This is a genomic window from Streptomyces sp. JH34 (genome assembly GCF_029428875.1).
GTDB lineage: Bacteria > Actinomycetota > Actinomycetes > Streptomycetales > Streptomycetaceae > Streptomyces.
Map to the genome: position 1 here is coordinate 7,072,719 of NZ_JAJSOO010000001.1, position 15,775 is coordinate 7,088,493.

A 15,775-nucleotide genomic window follows, 5' to 3' on the forward strand; every position below is an offset into this window, starting at 1 on the left:
ATGCGGTCACGCGCGTTTGCCGGTGCGCCGGTTGCACCGAAGGATGACTGAGTACGCTCCGGTGCGGCCGGGCTCGGAACGGAGCCCCGCGTGGCCGGTGGCCACGGAGGACGGAAGGCCCATGCGCGCGAGCCCAACACCCCGCAGCAGCCCGGTTGCCGCGGCCGGCGTGGAGCCGTCCGGCGCGGGCGGCCGTCCCGCAGGCCGGCGGCAGGTCGCGTTGATCACCGGCGCCTCGTCCGGTATCGGTGCCGCCGTCGCCTCACGTCTCGCGGCGGGTGGCCGGTGGGAGCTGCTGCTCAACGGCCGGGACGAGGGGCGGCTCGGTGCGGTCGCCGACCGCACCGGCGGTGCCGCCCTGCCCATGGACCTGGCCTCCCAGGAGGGCTGCCGGAAACTGTCGGAGGCGGCGCTGGCACACAGCGACCAGGTCGACGCGCTCGTCGCCGCGGCGGGGTTCGGGTGGGCGGGCGCCTACAGCGAGATGACACCCACCCTGGTGGATCGCCTGGTCGGCGTCAACGTGACCGCGGTGCTCCACCTCGTCAACCTGTTGCTGCCGCACATGGTCGCCCGTGGGTCGGGCAGGCTGGTCCTGCTCGGCTCCGTCGCCGGCAGGTTCGGCGTACGGGGTGAGGCGGCGTACGCGGCGACGAAGGGTGCGCTGATCCCGTTCGCGGAGAGTCTGCGTTACGAACTCCAGGGCACCGGCGTCCATGTCTGCCTGGTCCAGCCCGGCCCCGTCGACACCCCGTTCTTCGCCCACCGGCACACCCCGTACACGCGAGCCTGGCCGCGGCCGGTACCCGCCGGGCGCGTGGCCGCGGCGGTCGAGGAAGCGCTGACCGGGAGGCGGGACGAGATCACCGTGCCGCGCTGGCTGGGAGCCCCGGGCCGGATCCAGGGCATGGCCCCGCGCCTCTTTCGCAGGCTGGCCACGCGCTTTGGCTGAGCGGCGCCCCCGGCTCCGGAACGGTCGCGGAGGGCGGCAGACGTGATCATCCTCTCCGTCGTCATGGCGCTGTTCGCGGCGCTCGCGAACGCGGCGGCCTCCGTGCTGCAGCGCCACGCCGCAGCGGCCGACCTGGCCGACACCTCGGGCGGGCGTCCCACAGGGCGGTTCGCCTTCGCACGCCGCCCGGCGTGGCGCTGGGGGGCTGGCCTCCTCGCCGTGTCCGGGGCGGCGCAGGCCCTGGCCCTGGCCACAGGCCCGCTGGCAGTGGTGCAGCCGGTGATGACGACGGAGCTGCTGTTCACGCTGGTACTGGCCGCCGTCGTCTTCCGGTGGCCGCCGGGCCCCCGGGCGTGGGCGGCATTCCTCGGGATGGCGCTGGGGCTTGCGGCCTTCCTCCTGCTCGCCGGTCCGGCCGGCGGCGTGGAGACCGTCCCGCCGAAGAGGTGGCTGATCAGCGCCTTTCCCGCCCTGGCCGTCTCGATCACGCTGACCGTGACCGGCAGGAGACTGCGGGGGGCGGCGCGGGCGGCGGTCCTGGGGTCGGTCACCGCCATCGGCTTCTCCTTCACCGCGGCGCTGATCAAGGACACCCTCGGCCTCGTTTCCGGCGGATCGGGGGACGTGTTCACCACGTGGCAGATCTACACGGCCGCAGCGGTGGGCCTCGGCTCCTTCCTGATGCTCCAGGCCACGCTGCGGGCCGGTTCCCTGGCGGCGTCACAGCCCGCCCTCACCCTCGGCGACTCGCTGTTGAGCGTGATCCTGGGGATCTCGCTGTTCGAGGAACGGATCGACCTCGGCTGGCGGGTGCTGCCGGAGGTGGCGTCGCTCGGCCTCGTCGCGTTCGCCTGTGTACATCTGAGCCGGTCCCCACTCGTCTCGGGTAAGGAGGCGCAACGATGGTGAGATCCCCCGGACACCCGGGCACCGTCGGCCTGGGTGTGGCGGCGGGCGTGCTGGGAGCGGCTGCCGCATGGCACATCGGACCCGCCGCCACCTGGCTGCCGCCCGTACGCCGGATCCTGAGCCCCTCGCTGGACGGCCGAGGCCGCCCCGACCACGTGGCACTGACCTTCGACGACGGACCGGACCCGGCCGGCACCCCGCACTTCCTGCGCGTCCTCGCCGAGCACCGGGTGCGGGCCACCTTCTTCCTCGTCGGCGAATCGCTGACCCGTCATCCCGCCCTCGGCCGGGCGCTCGTGGCGGCGGGACACGAGGCGGCGGTGCACGGCTGGCACCACGACCGCCCCTGGTTCCCCGCGCCGCTGCGCGACGTACGGGAGGTGGGGCGAGCCGCCGACGCTGTACGGCAGTTCTGCGGGACGGACCCGAGGTGGTACCGGCCGCCCTACGGCATCCTCACCGGCGGCCGGCTGGCGGCAGCCCGCCGCGCCGGTCTGCGGCCCGTGCTGTGGTCGGCGTGGGGCCAGGACTGGACAGCGCACGCGGACGCCCGATCCGTGACGACCGCGGTCCTGAAGGACCTGACCGGCGGAGGCACCGTGCTGCTGCACGACGCGGACCGGTGGAGCGCGCCGGGGGCCTGGCGGGCCACGCTCGACGCCCTGCCCACCCTGCTCGCCGAGTGCCGCCGACGGGGGCTCAGGGTCGGACCGCTGGGCGAGCACGCCGTGGGACGCGTCCAGGGGCCCCCGGGTCACACCGCCCCGGACGCCGGTCGCGCCCGGACCTCCTGAAGGGGTGTGGGCCGCGAGGCTGGTGCGAACCGGCGTGGACGGCGCGCTGCGAGGGGCGTGGGCACGGCGGCGCAGTGATCCGTCCGGTACTCCGCGCGCCCTGCCGGGCACCCCGGGTCACGGCAATGATGAGCACACCGCACATGATCCGAGCGACTCCGCACACCTGCCGCCGGCAGGTGGACCGACGGTGGAAGGAATCCACGTTGCTGCTGCTCATCTCCCCGGACAGTGTCGAGGAAGCACTCGACTGCGCGAAGGCCGCCCGGCACCTCGACATCGTCGACGTCAAGAAGCCCGACGAGGGCTCGCTCGGCGCGAACTACCCCTGGGTCATCAGAGACATCCGCGCCGCGGTCCCGGCGGACAAGCCGGTGTCCGCCACCGTGGGAGACGTACCGTACAAGCCGGGCACGGTGGCCCAGGCCGCCCTCGGTGCCGCTGTCTCCGGAGCCACGTACATCAAGGTCGGCCTCTACGGATGCACGACGCCCGAGCAGGCCGTCGAGGTCATGCGCGGTGTCGTCCGAGCCGTGAAGGACTACCGGCCGGACGCGTTCGTCGTCGCCTCGGGCTACGCCGACGCCCACCGGATCGGCTGCGTCAACCCGCTCGCACTGCCCGAAATCGCCCGGCTCTCCGGCTCCGACGCGGCCATGCTCGACACCGCCGTCAAGGACGGGACCCGGCTGTTCGACCACGTCCCGCCGGACGCCTGTGCGGAGTTCGTCCGGCTGGCCCACGAGGCCGATCTTCTCGCCGCACTCGCGGGCAGCATCAAGGCCGAGGACCTCGCCACGCTGACCCGCATCGGCACGGACATCGTGGGAGTGCGCGGAGCGGTCTGCGAGCGGGGCGACCGCACCACCGGAAGGATCCAGCCGCCGATGGTGGCAGCCTTCCGGGCGGAGATGGACCGGCACGCCCGTGCCCACGCGGCGACCGCGGTCGCCGCGAGCTGATCACCAGGCATGCCGACGCAACGACCCACTCGTGCGCCCGGGGCCCGTGACAAGTGCTTCGCCGTGCTCGATCCCGCGACGGGCGAGCCGTTCGACGAGGCTCCCGACCAGGAGCCGGACACGTTGGACGCCGTCGTCGACGCGGCCCACGTGGCCTGGCGCGGCTGGCGGGCCGACCCCGTCGCCCGTACCGGTGCGCTGCTCGCGGCAGCCGACGCCGTCGAGGCCGCCGGGACGGACCTCGCCCCCCTCCTCACCCGTGAACAGGGCAAACCCCTGTCCGAGTCGTACGCGGAGATCGCCCGGACGGCAGCCCGCCTACGCTATTTCGCCGAGCTGGACCCCGGCTCACAGCTCATCACGGACGGCCGGCCGGTGCGCAGCGAGATCCGCTGGCGACCGCTCGGCCCCGTCGCCGCCATCGTCCCGTGGAACTTTCCCCTCCAGCTCGCGTCGGCGAAGTTCGCGCCCGCGCTCGCCGCGGGCAACACGGTGGTCCTCAAGCCTTCGCCGTACACCCCTCTCTCCACACGGCTTCTGGGGTCGGTCCTCTCCACCGTCCTCCCTGAGGACGTACTGACTGTCGTCACCGGCCGCGAACCCCTCGGTGCCCGCCTCGCGTCCCATCCGAGGATCCGCCATGTGACCTTCACCGGCTCGATTCCCACCGGGCGGGCCGTCGCGGAGAGCGCGGCTGCCTCGCTCACCCGCGCCACCCTGGAGCTGGGCGGCAACGACGCCGCCATCCTCCTGGAGGACGTGGACGTCGAACACGTCGCGGACCGGCTGTTCTGGGCCGCGTTCCGCAACTGCGGACAGGTCTGCATGGCGGTCAAGCGCGTCTACGCCCCGGCCCGGATCCACTCCCAGGTGGTCGAAGCCCTCGCGCACCGCGCGAGGACCGTCGTCGTCGGATCCGGGCTCGACCCCGTTTCGCAGCTGGGACCGGTCAACAACGCCGCCCAGCTGGCCAGGGTCGAGCGCTACACGGCCCGGGCACTGGCGGACGGTGCCCGGGCCGCGGCCGGCGGCCACCGCCTGGACCGGCCGGGGTACTTCTTCGCCCCCACCGTCCTGGCCGATGTCCCCTCCACCAGCCCGGTGGTGACGGAGGAGCAGTTCGGACCGGTGCTGCCGGTGCTGCCTTACACCGGCGTCGACGAAGCCGTCGCGGCGGCCAACGGCACCGGCTTCGGGCTGGGCGGGTCGGTCTGGGGCACCGACCTCGACCGGGCCGAGGCGGTCGCCGGCCGTCTGGAGTGCGGGACGGCCTGGATCAACCACCACGCCGAACTCTCCCTGGCCCAGCCCTTCGCGGGCATCAAGGAAAGCGGTGCCGGCGTCGCGGGCGGCCCCTGGGGGCTCTACGGCAATCTCAGGCCGTTCGTCGTGCACCGTCCGGAGGAGGCATGACGACGAGGTTCGGGGCGGCGGTGCTGCGTTCGTACGACACGCCGTTCACCGTCGAGGAGGTGGCACTGCGCGAGGGTCCGGCCGACGGCGAGGTCCTGGTCAGGATCGCGGGCTGCGGGATGTGCCGTACCGACCTGGCCGTCCGGAGTTCGGCAGGCCGCACACCGCTGCCGGCGGTGCTCGGCCACGAGGGTGCGGGAGTCGTGGTGGAGACGGGCGGCCCGGACACCGGCCTCAGCACGGGCGACCACGTCGTGCTGAGCTTCGACTCCTGCGGACACTGCCACAACTGCATGGGCGGAAAGCCCGCCTACTGCGACTCGTTCGCCTCGCTCAACCTCTTCGGGGGACGCAAGGCCGGTGCCGCGCGGTTCACCGACGCCGCCGGGGGCGAGCTGGCCCCCCGATGGTTCGGCCAGTCCTCGTTCGCCGAGTACGCCATGGTCAGGGCGCGCAACGCCGTCCGGGTGGATCCCTCCCTGCCCGTCGAACTGCTCGGGCCGCTCGGCTGCGGATTCCTCACCGGCGCCGGCGCCGTCCTGAACTCCTTCGGCGTCGGCCCCGGCGACAGCATCGCCGTGTTCGGCGCGGGGGCCGTGGGCCTCGCGGCGGTGATGGCCGCCACCGCCGCTGGGGCGGTGACCGTGGCCGTCGACCGGCACCCCGAACGGCTGGCCACCGCCGAGCGGCTCCGCGCGATCCCGCTGCACGCCTCGACGGCCGGCCTGCCCGACCGCATCCGGCGACTGACCGGCGGCGGCACGCAGTACGCACTCGACACCACGGGCTCACCCGAGCTGATCAACGACGCGCTCCAGGCACTGCGCCCGACCGGCAACCTCGGCCTGGTCGCACGCATACACACGCCGCTCCCGCTCCGGCCGGGGTCGCTGGACCGCGGCCGGAAGCTCTCCCACATCTGCGAAGGGGACGCGGTGCCGGGACTGCTGATTCCGCGGCTCACCGCGCTGTGGCAGACCGGGCTCTTCCCCTTCGACCAGCTGATCCGCACCTACCCGCTGGCCGACATCAACAAGGCCGAACGCGACTGTGAAGCCGGCCGCGTGGTCAAACCGGTCCTGATTCCGTAGCAGGGGCCGATGAGCGAGGGAGCCATCGGCGCGGCCCGGGGACCGGTCTCCCCGACTCGCACGGCCGTGGGACGGTCGCCCTCGCTGGTCCTGGTTCTCGTTTCTCGCACCGAAGGAGTGCACATGGTCGACACAGCGCGTCGGAACAACGGGGTGGAGGGCGTGGAAGGGGGTATCGGACTGACCGCCCTCCTGGTCGCCGCGTCACGGGCGATCGAGACCCATCGTCACGACAGCCTGGCACGCGACGTCTACGCGGAGCACTTCGTCCGTGCCGCACCGGCGTCCGCGGACTGGCCCGTCCGTATCCAACAGGTTCCGGACGGGGACGCGAACCCCCTGTGGGGACGCTTCGCGCGGTACTTCGGTCTGCGGACGCGGGTGCTCGACGACTTCCTCCTCCAGTCGGTGCACGCCGGGCCCCCTCGCCAGGTGGTGCTGCTCGGCGCCGGGCTGGACTCGCGGGCGTTCCGGCTCGACTGGCCGTCCGGCTGCGTGGTCTTCGAGATCGACAAACCGGGAGTGCTGGATTTCAAGCACGACGTACTCGACGGACTGTCGGCCACGTCGAAGGCGGCGCGCGTCCCGATCCCGATCGATCTGCGCGCCGACTGGGTGGAAGCACTGATCGGCGCCGGCTTCGACACGGCCGCCCCGAGCATCTGGCTGGCCGAGGGGCTGCTGTTCTACCTGCCGATCACCGCCGAGACGTACCTCATCGACACGGTGGACCGGCTGAGTACGGGAGGAAGCGCCCTGGCGTACGAGGTGAAGCTGGAGAAGGACCTCCTGGAATACCGCGACAGCCCGCTCTACACCTCCACGCAACAGCAGATCGGCATCGACCTGCTCAATCTGTTCGACGCAGGACCACGGCCCGACTCCGCAGGTGATCTGGAGGGCAGGGGCTGGTCCACATCGGTCCACACGCCCTTCGACTTCACCCGTCGGCACGGACGGGGCCCGCTGCCCGAGCCGAACGACGCGCTGGAGGGCAACCGCTGGGTGTTCGCGAACAAGTTCCGGCCGTGACCGGGCCGTCAGGTGGCTTCACCGCAGGCAGGGCCTGAACCGCACAGCGACGAGTCGGATTCAGGCTCTCCATGATCGGCATCGAGCCGGCCGACCCGTCAGACGGGCTCCAGCCGGGTGCGCAGGAGACAGAACTCGTTTCCTTCGGGGTCGGCCAGGACGTACCAGCTCTCCTCACCGGACTGGCCCACGTCCGCGTGCACGGCGCCCAGTGCGAGCAGACGGGCCAGTTCGGCGTCCTGGTCGCGGTCGGTGGCGCTGACATCGATGTGCAGCGGGAGCTTGCCTGCCCGGCGGTCGCGGCCCGCGTTGACGACCATGGTCGGCTGCGCTCCACCGAATCCGGTTCCGGGCGGACCGATGTGGATGCTGCCGTCGCCTTCGCGTTCCCACTCGACGTAGCCGAGGACATCGCACCAGAACGCGGCCAGCCGGCCGGGATCTTCGGCGTCGATCACGAGTTCGCTGATTCGGCATGCCATGCCGGAAGGATAGGCGCGGCGGGGCTGACCCGGCCTCGGTCCGCACGACACGACCTGCTGCTGCCAGGTGTGAGGGGCCGGAATCGCTTATGGGCAGAGGCGCGACCCCGTACGTGCCTTTACGCCGTCACGTCCACGTGATCCACTTCGCCATGTCATGTACGGGCGATCCCTGGGGGAGGGGTCGCGGGGGGAAGGAAAGCGCTCCGGTGAGCGTCGTCGACGAACAGACAACTCAGCCCTGTCCGGAATGCGGGGCCGAGATGCGTATGGACCCTCGATTCACCACGTGGTGCACGGAGTGCGACTGGAATGTCGACCCGGACGCACCGGAGGAGGGATCGGGACGATTCGAGAAGGCGCGCCGGGCCAGGGCCCACCGCGACGGGGAAAGGCTTCACACCCGGATGGGCGACGCGGAGTCGGCGGGCGGCGGAGGGCGCCTCTCCCTGATCCTCGTCCACGCCATCGCCTGCGCCGTGCACGCCGTCACAGTGGTACTGACAGCAGTCGCGGCCTGGTGCGTCGTTCGTGGCTGGGGAGGCCTGGGCGTGTTGCTGGGTCTGGTCCTGCTCCTCCTGGCGTGGACTCTCAGGCCGCGGCTGTCCCGGCTGCCCCAGGGCGGGCACGTGTTGGGCCGGGACGACGCGCCGGCGCTGTACGACGTGATCGACGAGGTCGCCGACGTGGCCGGTACACGTGGGGTGGACCTCGTCGTGGTCGACGCGGAGATCAACGCGAGCGTGACGAGCTGCGGGCTGCGCGGTCGACGCGTGCTGACGCTGGGACTGCCCCTGTGGGAGATGCTCGGGTCCCAGCAGAGGATCGCACTGCTGGGACACGAACTCGGCCACTTCAGCAACGGCGACACGCGCCGTGGGCTCGTCGTCGGGACCGCCTACCATTCCCTGCTCACCTGGCGGTACTACCTGGCGCCGACGGCCGATCCGACCCCCGTGGAGATGGTCGTGAACCTGGTGTACCTCGTGCCGCGTCTGCTGATCAGGGCCGTGCTGCTGACCCTCGACCGGCTGACCTCAGGTGTCCACCGGCGCGGCGAGTATCTGGCCGACTCCTTCGCGGGCCGGGCCGGTTCCACCGAAGCGGCGGCGGACCTCATGGACAAGCTCCTTGTCGCGGAGTCGGCGGCCACGACGATGAGACGTGAGGCGAACAGGCCCCGAGCGGGACGCCGCAGGCCGGGAACGGCAACAGAGGGGGCCGACAACCTCTGGGCCGTCCTCGCCGCCGATGTGGAGTCGATCCCGGACCACGAGTACGAACGCAGGCGGCGGGTCGGTGCGGCGAGGGGCCACTGTGTCGACTCGAGTCACCCGCCCACCCACCTCCGACGCGAGCGCCTGCTCGCGGCCGCGCCCGTCCCGGCGGCCGTCGTCATGAGCGACGAGAGCGAGAGGCGGATCTCCGGAGAGCTGGCCGGTGTGCGCCGGCTCGTCGCGGAAGGGATCCTCCGGGACGGCATCGACGGCTGACGCCGCAGGGGCCTGATCCCATGGCCGACAGGATCGCCGCGGGGCAGGAGCAGCGCCGTAAGGTCACGCGGTGGCGTCTCCGCTCCCGCCCTCGAACGAGCGGGGTGGGGGCGACCGGATTCGAACCGGCGTCCTCCTACATGTCGTGAAGGCGCGACGACCTCTGCGCTACGACCCCCACCCTGCCGTTGATCATACGAGCCCTGGAGTCCGGCCCTGCGACGCTTCGCCCTGAGCGGCGGCTCTCGGCGAAGCCCGCGGATCACCCGGTACGGGCGGCGCGGGCATGGCTCATGACGGGAAAACGGCTGACGGTTCCCGTGCCCTGAAGAAGCCGGCGCAGGGCCGTCGACGGTGCGGCCAGGGTGACTTGGGAGCCGCGAGCGCGGGGTCCCAGCAGTGCTCTCAGGAAGGCGACGTCGGCGAAGGTGACGGCTGAGCAGTCGATCACGATCCGCCAGGCCCGCTCCCGACAGGCGTCGTCGAGCACATCGACCAGAGAGCCGGTGGTGGCGTCGTCGAACTCTCCCGCCACGTACAGCAGCCATTCGCCTCCTGCGTACGCTTCCCGGTACGCGGTGAGCTCAGCCCTGCCGCCGTCATGCCGAATCCTGCGAACTGCGAGCATCGCCGCCCTCCTTCCGTATCCCCACGACGACCTGATCGGTGGGTCGTTGCCGACCCCTCGGGTCCTCGGATTGCCCCCGCCCGGCCCGGAACACTCCCTTGCCCCGGCCGCGCCGCCAAAGTTTCGCGGCAGAGGCCACAGCAGTTCGTTTCCTGACCTTTCCCGTCGCTCCCGGAACGAAGGGCGGGGTGTGGCAGGTCGTGCCCGGTCGGAGTCGCGTGATCACTCGGCTCGCCGCCCCCGGGGCCGGCGCTCGTCACCGCCAGGGAGGCGGACGGCGTACCGTGAGCCGAGGAGCCGCAACAGGCCCCGCGGCGGGGGAGGGGAAGATGGAGACGGAACGCTTCGACAGCGGGAGCCTCGAGGCGACCGAGGCGTTTCTGTCGCGGGCGTACACGCCCATGCGGATCGGCGGGCGGCCGCAGAACACGCGGACCCGAATCGTCCGGAACGCGGCCGAGGGACTGGTCGTCGACCGTCTCGACTTCGGCTACACGATGTCCTACGACGCCAACCGCCTGGACACGATCTGCCTGATCACCGTCCACAAAGGCAGCATGGTGGACACCACGGACGGTCGGGACGACGTCTACGGCCCCGGTGAGACCTTCCTCATCGCCCCTCCCGACCGCCCCTACACCGGCGCGCTCCACTCGGCCCGCTACACGATCACCATGTTCGACCCCGCCGTGCTCGAACGCGTGGCCGCCGTCGGCGCCGATGCCGGCGGACCGGTCCGGCTCACCGGCCAGCGTCCGATCGACGCGGCCGCCAACCGACGCCTGGGCAGCACCGTCACCTTCCTGAGGGACCAGGTCCTCTCCGGTCCGGCCGAGGGGCTCGTCGTCGCCACCGCCGCCCAGCACCTGGCCGCCGTGACCCTGAGCGCGCTGCCGAGCACCACGACCCGGGAGGACGGCCACCGCACCGACAGCCGTGACGCGCACACCGAGACCCTGCGCCGGGCGAAGGCCTTCATCGAGGAGAACGCTCACCGTGCCATCGGTCTCGCCGATATAGCCGCGGCCGCGTTCGTCACTCCTCGGGCCGTGCAGTACGCCTTCAGCCGGCACACCGACACCACACCCCTCGGCCACCTGCGGCAGGTCCGTCTGACCCGCGCCCACGCCGAGCTCGCCACCGCCGACCCCCGCACCTCCAGCGTGACGGGGATCGCGGCGGCGTGGGGTTTCCCTCACGTGGGACGCTTCGCTGCCGCCTACCGCCGGCTCTACGGCGTGACCCCCGCCGCCACCCTCCGTGCTCACAGCTGAGGGGCGGAAGCGCCGATCCGGCCGGGTGCGGTCACTTCCGGGCCGTCCGCGGCCCCCGGGGACCGCGCGTAGTGGCACGAGGCCCTGAGCGGGCACCGCGAATGCTCCCGGGCTGTCCTGCGCCGGGGACATCAGCGACATGGGTGCTCAGGGCCTCGTACGTCAGGGCGCGTTCAGATACGTACCGCGGCTTGGTACGAGCCGATGGTGCTCATCGACTCGTAGCGGACGTAGGCACCGGGGTACGGGGCGTGCAGCACGGTGTTGTTGCCCGCGTAGAGGCCCACGTGCGAGGTGTTGCTGAAGAAGACAAGGTCGCCCGGCTTGAGCTGGCTGCGCGCGATGCGGGTGCCCTGGTTGATCTGGGTGTACGTGGTGCGGGTGATGTCCACCCCGGCCTGGGCGTAGGCCCACTGGGTCAGACCCGAGCAGTCGAAGGATCCGGGACCGGTAGCGGTGCGCACGTACGGCGCGCCCACCCGTGTGTTCGCGGCCTGGAGAGCGGCGGCGCCGAGTGCGGACGCCGGGGCCTCGTTGCCGAGTTCGACCCGGTCGCCGGCGGAGCGGCTGGCGCGCTGATCGTCCTCGGTCATCTTGGCGCGCTCGGCAGCGGTGAGGGTGTTCAGCAGCTTCTGGGCGTCGGCCAGCTTGCCCTGGAACTTCGCCTTGTTCTTGCCGAGTGTCTCGCGGACCTCGGCGAGGTCCGCGAGCTTGCCCTGGGCCTCCTTGCGCTGCTGCGCGAGGGTGCGCTGCTTCGCCTGGATCTTCTGCAGCGACTCGGCCTGCTTCGCCGTCAGCTGGTCGAGCGCGGAGGCCTGGTCGAGGAAGCTGTCCGGATCCGAGGAGAGCAAGAGCTGGACCGACGGGTCGAGGCCGCCGGAGCGGTACTGCGCCGTGGCGAGCGAACCGAGCTCGCCACGCAGGGTGTTGAGCTCGTCCTGGCCACGGGCGACCTGATCCTGGAGGGCGTCGGCCTGCTTCTTGAGCTTGTCCTGCTGCTCCTTGGCGCCGTTGTACTTCTCGGTGGCTTCCTCGGCCTCGTGGTAGAGCTTGTCGACCTTCGCCTTGACCTCGCTCTTGGTCGGCTTGGGATCGGCGTGGGCGGCCTGGGAGGTCAGGGCCACGGCTGCGGCGGCGGTCGCGGTCAGCACGGTCACACGGGTGCGGCTCGGCTGTTTTGGACGGCGGTGGGACGCCACGATGGCGAGCTCCTTCTTCCTCGAGCCCGCCTACCGGGTCTGGGGACACCAACGAATCCCCGGCTCCGCGCACGTCACGGACTCGGCGGTAGCCTCCGCCGCCACCCCGGATGGGCGAGCGATCGAGCGAAGGTTCGATGACTGACCTTAGTAATCGTCCTGTGATCTACGCAATCTTCACAGGGGGAAAGTCGACACACGGAGAACTTCTTTACCCTCATCACACGCCGTGTAGCGGCGACTTGACGGTCCGTCCCACAGGTCTGGAGAGTGGCGGTTCCGGACCGGTGTGGGGATGTTGTGGGGAGTTCGCCGACCTCACTCCGCACTCTGACCGGGCACCTGGTGTCTCCCGAGGGCGAGCGCCGGTCCGGACCCAACTGCCGCCTCGAGCACTGTCGATCCGGATTCGTCGAGGAACCCGCCTTCACCGACGCGGATTCGGTCCTGGCGATGCTCCGTGTGCCTCACCGTGATGAAGACGGCGGCGCAGGTCCTGTACCTCGTCCCCCGCCCGCAGGCCTCGACAGCCGGCTGTACGCAACGTCGCAGATGCGTCCCACCGGCCACCGGCCGGCCGCTCAGGGCCTCCTGACGCCGCGCGGATCGACTCCCGGATGAGGCTCGGGACGGTGCACCCCGCGGGGGCGGTAGCCCAGAAGCTGCTCCAGCCCCGTGAGGTCGGCGAGATACCAGACGATGGCCAGCCACATCTCGGTTCCCTGCAGACCCGGGACCGACTCGGCGTGAACGGGTGCGCCCGTGTGCGGTGCCTGAAATCCGAAGCCCTGGCCGGGTGTCCAGTGCGTGAGCGCGTCGGCGAGCAGACGCCGTGCCAGCGCGTCGGCCTCCTCGGTGCGGTAGCCCGACTGCCGGGTCAGCCACAGAGGGTGGGCGATGTCGAGGATGTTGCAGGCGTTCTGCCGCTCGGGTCTCGTGTACCGGACGTCCCGGGCGTGCTCGAGGACCGTGTCGATGACGCGTTCGGGATGGGCGGGCGGCAGCCCGAACTGCGCGAAGGTACCGCGTGAGGCCCGGTAGAAGCCGTTGACGATCTGGAGCAGCCCGTCGGAGGGTCGGGGGAGGCCCCACATACCGGTGCGTGGATCGGCGTGGGTGAGCAGCCAGCCGAACAGGGCTTCGTAGGAGCCGGGGTGGCGCTCCTCGTCGGCGAGCGCGTTCCAGAGATGGGCCGTCCCGATTATGTCGACCCAGTGTCCGGCGCTCCACGCGTTGTCGGACCACGGCAGCCGTTCCAGGTGGCCGGCCACGTCGGCGGCTCGTGCGTCCGCCACCACTCGGATCGGTGCGGGGAACGCACTGCCGAGCAGATCGAGTGCGTAACCGGCGCACAGCACGTGGTAGCCGGACTCCTCGTCGAACAGCGTCGGTTCGGGTCTGCGCTGACTGCCGTCCGGCAGGAGCGGTCCCACCATGCCGGTCGTCGGGTCCTGCCAGTCGCGCAGCCTGCTGATCTGACGGTCGGCCGGCAGCTGGCCGGGCGCTCGGCCGAGGAGCATGTCGGCGATCTCGATCGCGTCGCACTGCGCGCGGACCGTCGGTGTGGCACCGGGCCGGTCGGTGAAGATGCCGCCGTCGGTCTTCCCGTCGAAGCACCGGCTCAGGACCTCCTCCACCTGGGCGCGCGCGGAGTCGCCGAACGACGCGACGGATCCGGCCAGATCACCCGGTCCGGCGGAAGCGGCCCGCTCCGTTCGGGGAGCACGCCATCGCAGCACCTTCGCCGGGTTGCCGGCGACGACCGATCCGGAGGGGACGTCCTTGGTCACCACACTGCCGGCTCCGACGACAGCGCGGTCGCCGATGACGACGCCGTCCAGCACCACCACATGGGAACCGATCCATACGTCGTTCCCGATCTGGATGCCCTTCGAGGTGAGCGGCTGCCGGAAGACCTCGGTGTCGGGATCCGACATGGTGTGGTTGAAGCCGAGAAGCGAGGTGTGCGCACCGATCCGTACCGCGTCACCCAGCCTGACCCGGCCGCGCACCACGGTGTAGGGGTTGATGGTGCAGTCACGGCCGGCGCGCAGAGATCCGGTCAGGTAGGCGCCCGCCGCGACGTACGAGCTCTCGCCCAGATCCAGTTCGGTGTTGTCCACCGAGGCGAGTTCCGAGATGTAGCACCGGTCGCCGTAGGTGTGGCCGGGGTGCTCCTCGAGCATGGCCTCCTGTAGGGCCGACTGCCGGGCGTGCTCCTCGGCGCCCGCCTCGGACCAGAAGGCCCACGGCGAGTAGTCGAAGCGGTGCCGGCCGGTCGACGGCGCCTGGACAGCGTGATCCTTCGTCACGTCTCCCTCTCGTACACATCTGGGCTCCGGGCTGATCGCCGCCACGCGCGTCGCGCCGGTGCGGGCACCTGGGCGGGGGCCGTACGACAGCCGTGCCACGGTTGACACCCGCTTGTAGAAAGCGCTTGCTGCGCACTCTAGGGCGGCTGCGGTCGAGGACACAAGAGGTCGGTGCGAGGTCCGGGCGTCACCGCGGCCGGCAGGACTCGGCGAAGGCCTGGTCGATCGGCGGGCGGTGTCGTGGCATTGATGCCGGGACAGATGCGGGGTGGCCGGCGAAGCCGCTCCGGGCCGGCGGTGCGCGCGTACACGCGGCGGTCAGGCCCGAGGCTCGCGGAGGACGCGCACGTCGTGTTCGGGCCGGCACTCCCCGGGCATCGCCCCTCAGGGCGCAGGCGCGCTCGGTCTCCGCATCCAGGTCGTCGACCTCGCCCGGCGCGGCAGCGCCGGGGGAATCGGGATTGCCGGGAGTGCGGTCTCCGAGTGTCGTCGTCCTGACCCCACAGTGCCCGACCTCGCCAAGGGCGCTAGTGCGCCCCGCTGTTCGTGAACCGGAGCGGACGCGGATCAGTAGCCGCTGTCGGTGTTGCTCGTCGGCTTGGTGGTGATCTGCTTGCCGTCGGTGCCGATGACGTACCACTTGGCACCGAACGCGTCGACGGCCTGCCCGTTGGTGTCGCCGGCCTTCTGGTCCGCATCGAACCGGTACAGCGGGTGCCCGTTGTAGGTCACCTGCTTCTTCCCGTCGCTGCGGGGTGTGGTCTTCAGCAGGTTCGACTTGACCTCCTTGCCTGCCGTCGGCGCGGCCGTGTCGAGCAGCGGCGGCCACGCCTTCGCGCAGGCCCCGGAGCAGTGCGACTTGTTCTTGGTGTCCTTGTCGAACACGTAGAGCGTCATGCCCTTGTCGTCCACGAGGGACTTGCCGTACGTGCTCTTCCTGACGGAGACGGTCGCGGAGGGGGACTTCGACGCGGCGACGGGCACGTCTGCCTGACGGCCGCCGCTCTGGAGCTCCGCGTCCGTGCCGCTAGTGCCGCTGCCCCCGGCCGGGTCCTCGGAACAGCCGGCCGCCGCTGCTACCAGCAGGGCCGCGGCCAGTGCGGTGGCAGTTCTGGTGTGGCGCTTCATCAGGTACTCCTCGGTCGTGTCGGCCACGTGGGCCGGGCCGCCGGGCCCAGTCCATCGCAGACGAGGGGCACCGGCCACCTGGGCGGGGCCGTCCGGTGCCGTCTCC

At 71.4% G+C, this 15,775-nt stretch carries 14 protein-coding genes and 1 tRNA gene; 9 read left to right on the forward strand and 6 right to left on the reverse strand.

Translation table 11 applies throughout. From position 1 onward, the window contains the following. Positions 1-121: 121 nt before the first annotated feature. From LWJ43_RS31805 to LWJ43_RS31835, 7 genes are all read left to right on the forward strand, one after another. Positions 122-952, forward strand: a complete 831-nt coding sequence (locus LWJ43_RS31805; protein ID WP_277335624.1) for an SDR family NAD(P)-dependent oxidoreductase — start codon at positions 122-124, stop codon at positions 950-952. Positions 953-994: 42 nt separating this feature from the next. Continuing rightward, a complete protein-coding gene (locus tag LWJ43_RS31810) occupies positions 995-1,861 on the forward strand; it encodes a DMT family transporter (protein ID WP_277335625.1) in 867 nt (288 codons plus the stop codon). Next, a complete protein-coding gene (locus LWJ43_RS31815; protein WP_277335626.1) occupies positions 1,855-2,655 on the forward strand; it encodes a polysaccharide deacetylase family protein in 801 nt (266 codons plus the stop codon). The genes LWJ43_RS31810 and LWJ43_RS31815 overlap by 7 nt, the downstream gene beginning before the upstream one ends. A 206-nt stretch (positions 2,656-2,861) precedes the next feature. After that, positions 2,862-3,617: a (5-formylfuran-3-yl)methyl phosphate synthase gene (locus tag LWJ43_RS31820; protein WP_277336050.1), complete on the forward strand. Its 756-nt coding sequence runs from the start codon at positions 2,862-2,864 to the stop codon at positions 3,615-3,617. A gap of 9 nt (positions 3,618-3,626) precedes the next feature. Continuing rightward, entirely contained in the window at positions 3,627-5,030 is a 1,404-nt protein-coding gene (locus tag LWJ43_RS31825; RefSeq protein ID WP_277335627.1) for an aldehyde dehydrogenase family protein, read from the forward strand. Then, a complete protein-coding gene (locus LWJ43_RS31830) occupies positions 5,027-6,121 on the forward strand; it encodes an NAD(P)-dependent alcohol dehydrogenase (protein ID WP_277335628.1) in 1,095 nt (364 codons plus the stop codon). The genes LWJ43_RS31825 and LWJ43_RS31830 overlap by 4 nt, the downstream gene beginning before the upstream one ends. Positions 6,122-6,244: 123 nt before the next feature. Then, entirely contained in the window at positions 6,245-7,153 is a 909-nt protein-coding gene (locus LWJ43_RS31835) for a class I SAM-dependent methyltransferase (RefSeq protein WP_277335629.1), read from the forward strand. A gap of 98 nt (positions 7,154-7,251) precedes the next feature. Here the strand turns inward: LWJ43_RS31835 and LWJ43_RS31840 are convergent, their stop codons facing one another. Further along, complete coding sequence (locus tag LWJ43_RS31840) at positions 7,252-7,635, reverse strand: VOC family protein (protein ID WP_277335630.1); 384 nt, start codon at positions 7,633-7,635, stop codon at positions 7,252-7,254. 209 nt (positions 7,636-7,844) lie between these two features. Between LWJ43_RS31840 and LWJ43_RS31845 the strand changes: the two genes are divergently transcribed. Further along, a complete protein-coding gene (locus tag LWJ43_RS31845) occupies positions 7,845-9,128 on the forward strand; it encodes a M48 family metallopeptidase (RefSeq protein WP_277335631.1) in 1,284 nt (427 codons plus the stop codon). 105 nt (positions 9,129-9,233) lie between these two features. Here LWJ43_RS31845 and LWJ43_RS31850 read toward each other — a convergent pair. Further along, positions 9,234-9,307, reverse strand: a tRNA-Val gene (locus LWJ43_RS31850). An 83-nt stretch (positions 9,308-9,390) separates the two neighbouring features. Next, positions 9,391-9,756 carry an STAS domain-containing protein gene (locus tag LWJ43_RS31855; RefSeq protein WP_277335632.1) on the reverse strand — a complete coding sequence of 122 codons (366 nt, stop codon included), beginning with the start codon at positions 9,754-9,756 and terminating at the stop codon, positions 9,391-9,393. Between the two features lie 329 nt (positions 9,757-10,085). Between LWJ43_RS31855 and LWJ43_RS31860 the strand changes: the two genes are divergently transcribed. Next, positions 10,086-11,030: a helix-turn-helix transcriptional regulator gene (locus tag LWJ43_RS31860; protein ID WP_277335633.1), complete on the forward strand. Its 945-nt coding sequence runs from the start codon at positions 10,086-10,088 to the stop codon at positions 11,028-11,030. Between the two features lie 173 nt (positions 11,031-11,203). On the opposite strand, the gene LWJ43_RS31865 is transcribed toward LWJ43_RS31860, so the two are convergent. From LWJ43_RS31865 to LWJ43_RS31875, 3 genes are all read right to left on the reverse strand, one after another. Further along, complete coding sequence (locus LWJ43_RS31865; RefSeq protein ID WP_277335634.1) at positions 11,204-12,229, reverse strand: C40 family peptidase; 1,026 nt, start codon at positions 12,227-12,229, stop codon at positions 11,204-11,206. A 581-nt stretch (positions 12,230-12,810) separates the two neighbouring features. Beyond that, complete coding sequence (locus tag LWJ43_RS31870; protein ID WP_277335635.1) at positions 12,811-14,541, reverse strand: acyltransferase; 1,731 nt, start codon at positions 14,539-14,541, stop codon at positions 12,811-12,813. A gap of 567 nt (positions 14,542-15,108) precedes the next feature. Next, positions 15,109-15,669 (reverse strand): COG4315 family predicted lipoprotein, encoded by a 561-nt coding sequence (locus tag LWJ43_RS31875; RefSeq protein ID WP_277335636.1) that lies wholly within the window; start codon positions 15,667-15,669, stop codon positions 15,109-15,111. Positions 15,670-15,775: the final 106 nt, after the last annotated feature.

What these genes read in the sequence shown, in the direction of transcription:
- LWJ43_RS31805 (WP_277335624.1), top strand. Translation starts at nt 122, where the DNA reads ATGCGCGCGAGCCCAACACCCCGCAGCAGCCCGGTTGCCGCGGCCGGC.
- LWJ43_RS31815 (WP_277335626.1), top strand. Translation starts at nt 1,855, where the DNA reads ATGGTGAGATCCCCCGGACACCCGGGCACCGTCGGCCTGGGTGTGGCG.
- LWJ43_RS31825 (WP_277335627.1), top strand. Translation starts at nt 3,627, where the DNA reads ATGCCGACGCAACGACCCACTCGTGCGCCCGGGGCCCGTGACAAGTGC.
- LWJ43_RS31830 (WP_277335628.1), top strand. Translation starts at nt 5,027, where the DNA reads ATGACGACGAGGTTCGGGGCGGCGGTGCTGCGTTCGTACGACACGCCG.
- LWJ43_RS31835 (WP_277335629.1), top strand. Translation starts at nt 6,245, where the DNA reads ATGGTCGACACAGCGCGTCGGAACAACGGGGTGGAGGGCGTGGAAGGG.
- LWJ43_RS31840 (WP_277335630.1), bottom strand. Translation starts at nt 7,635, where the DNA reads ATGGCATGCCGAATCAGCGAACTCGTGATCGACGCCGAAGATCCCGGC.
- LWJ43_RS31855 (WP_277335632.1), bottom strand. Translation starts at nt 9,756, where the DNA reads ATGCTCGCAGTTCGCAGGATTCGGCATGACGGCGGCAGGGCTGAGCTC.
- LWJ43_RS31860 (WP_277335633.1), top strand. Translation starts at nt 10,086, where the DNA reads ATGGAGACGGAACGCTTCGACAGCGGGAGCCTCGAGGCGACCGAGGCG.
- LWJ43_RS31875 (WP_277335636.1), bottom strand. Translation starts at nt 15,669, where the DNA reads ATGAAGCGCCACACCAGAACTGCCACCGCACTGGCCGCGGCCCTGCTG.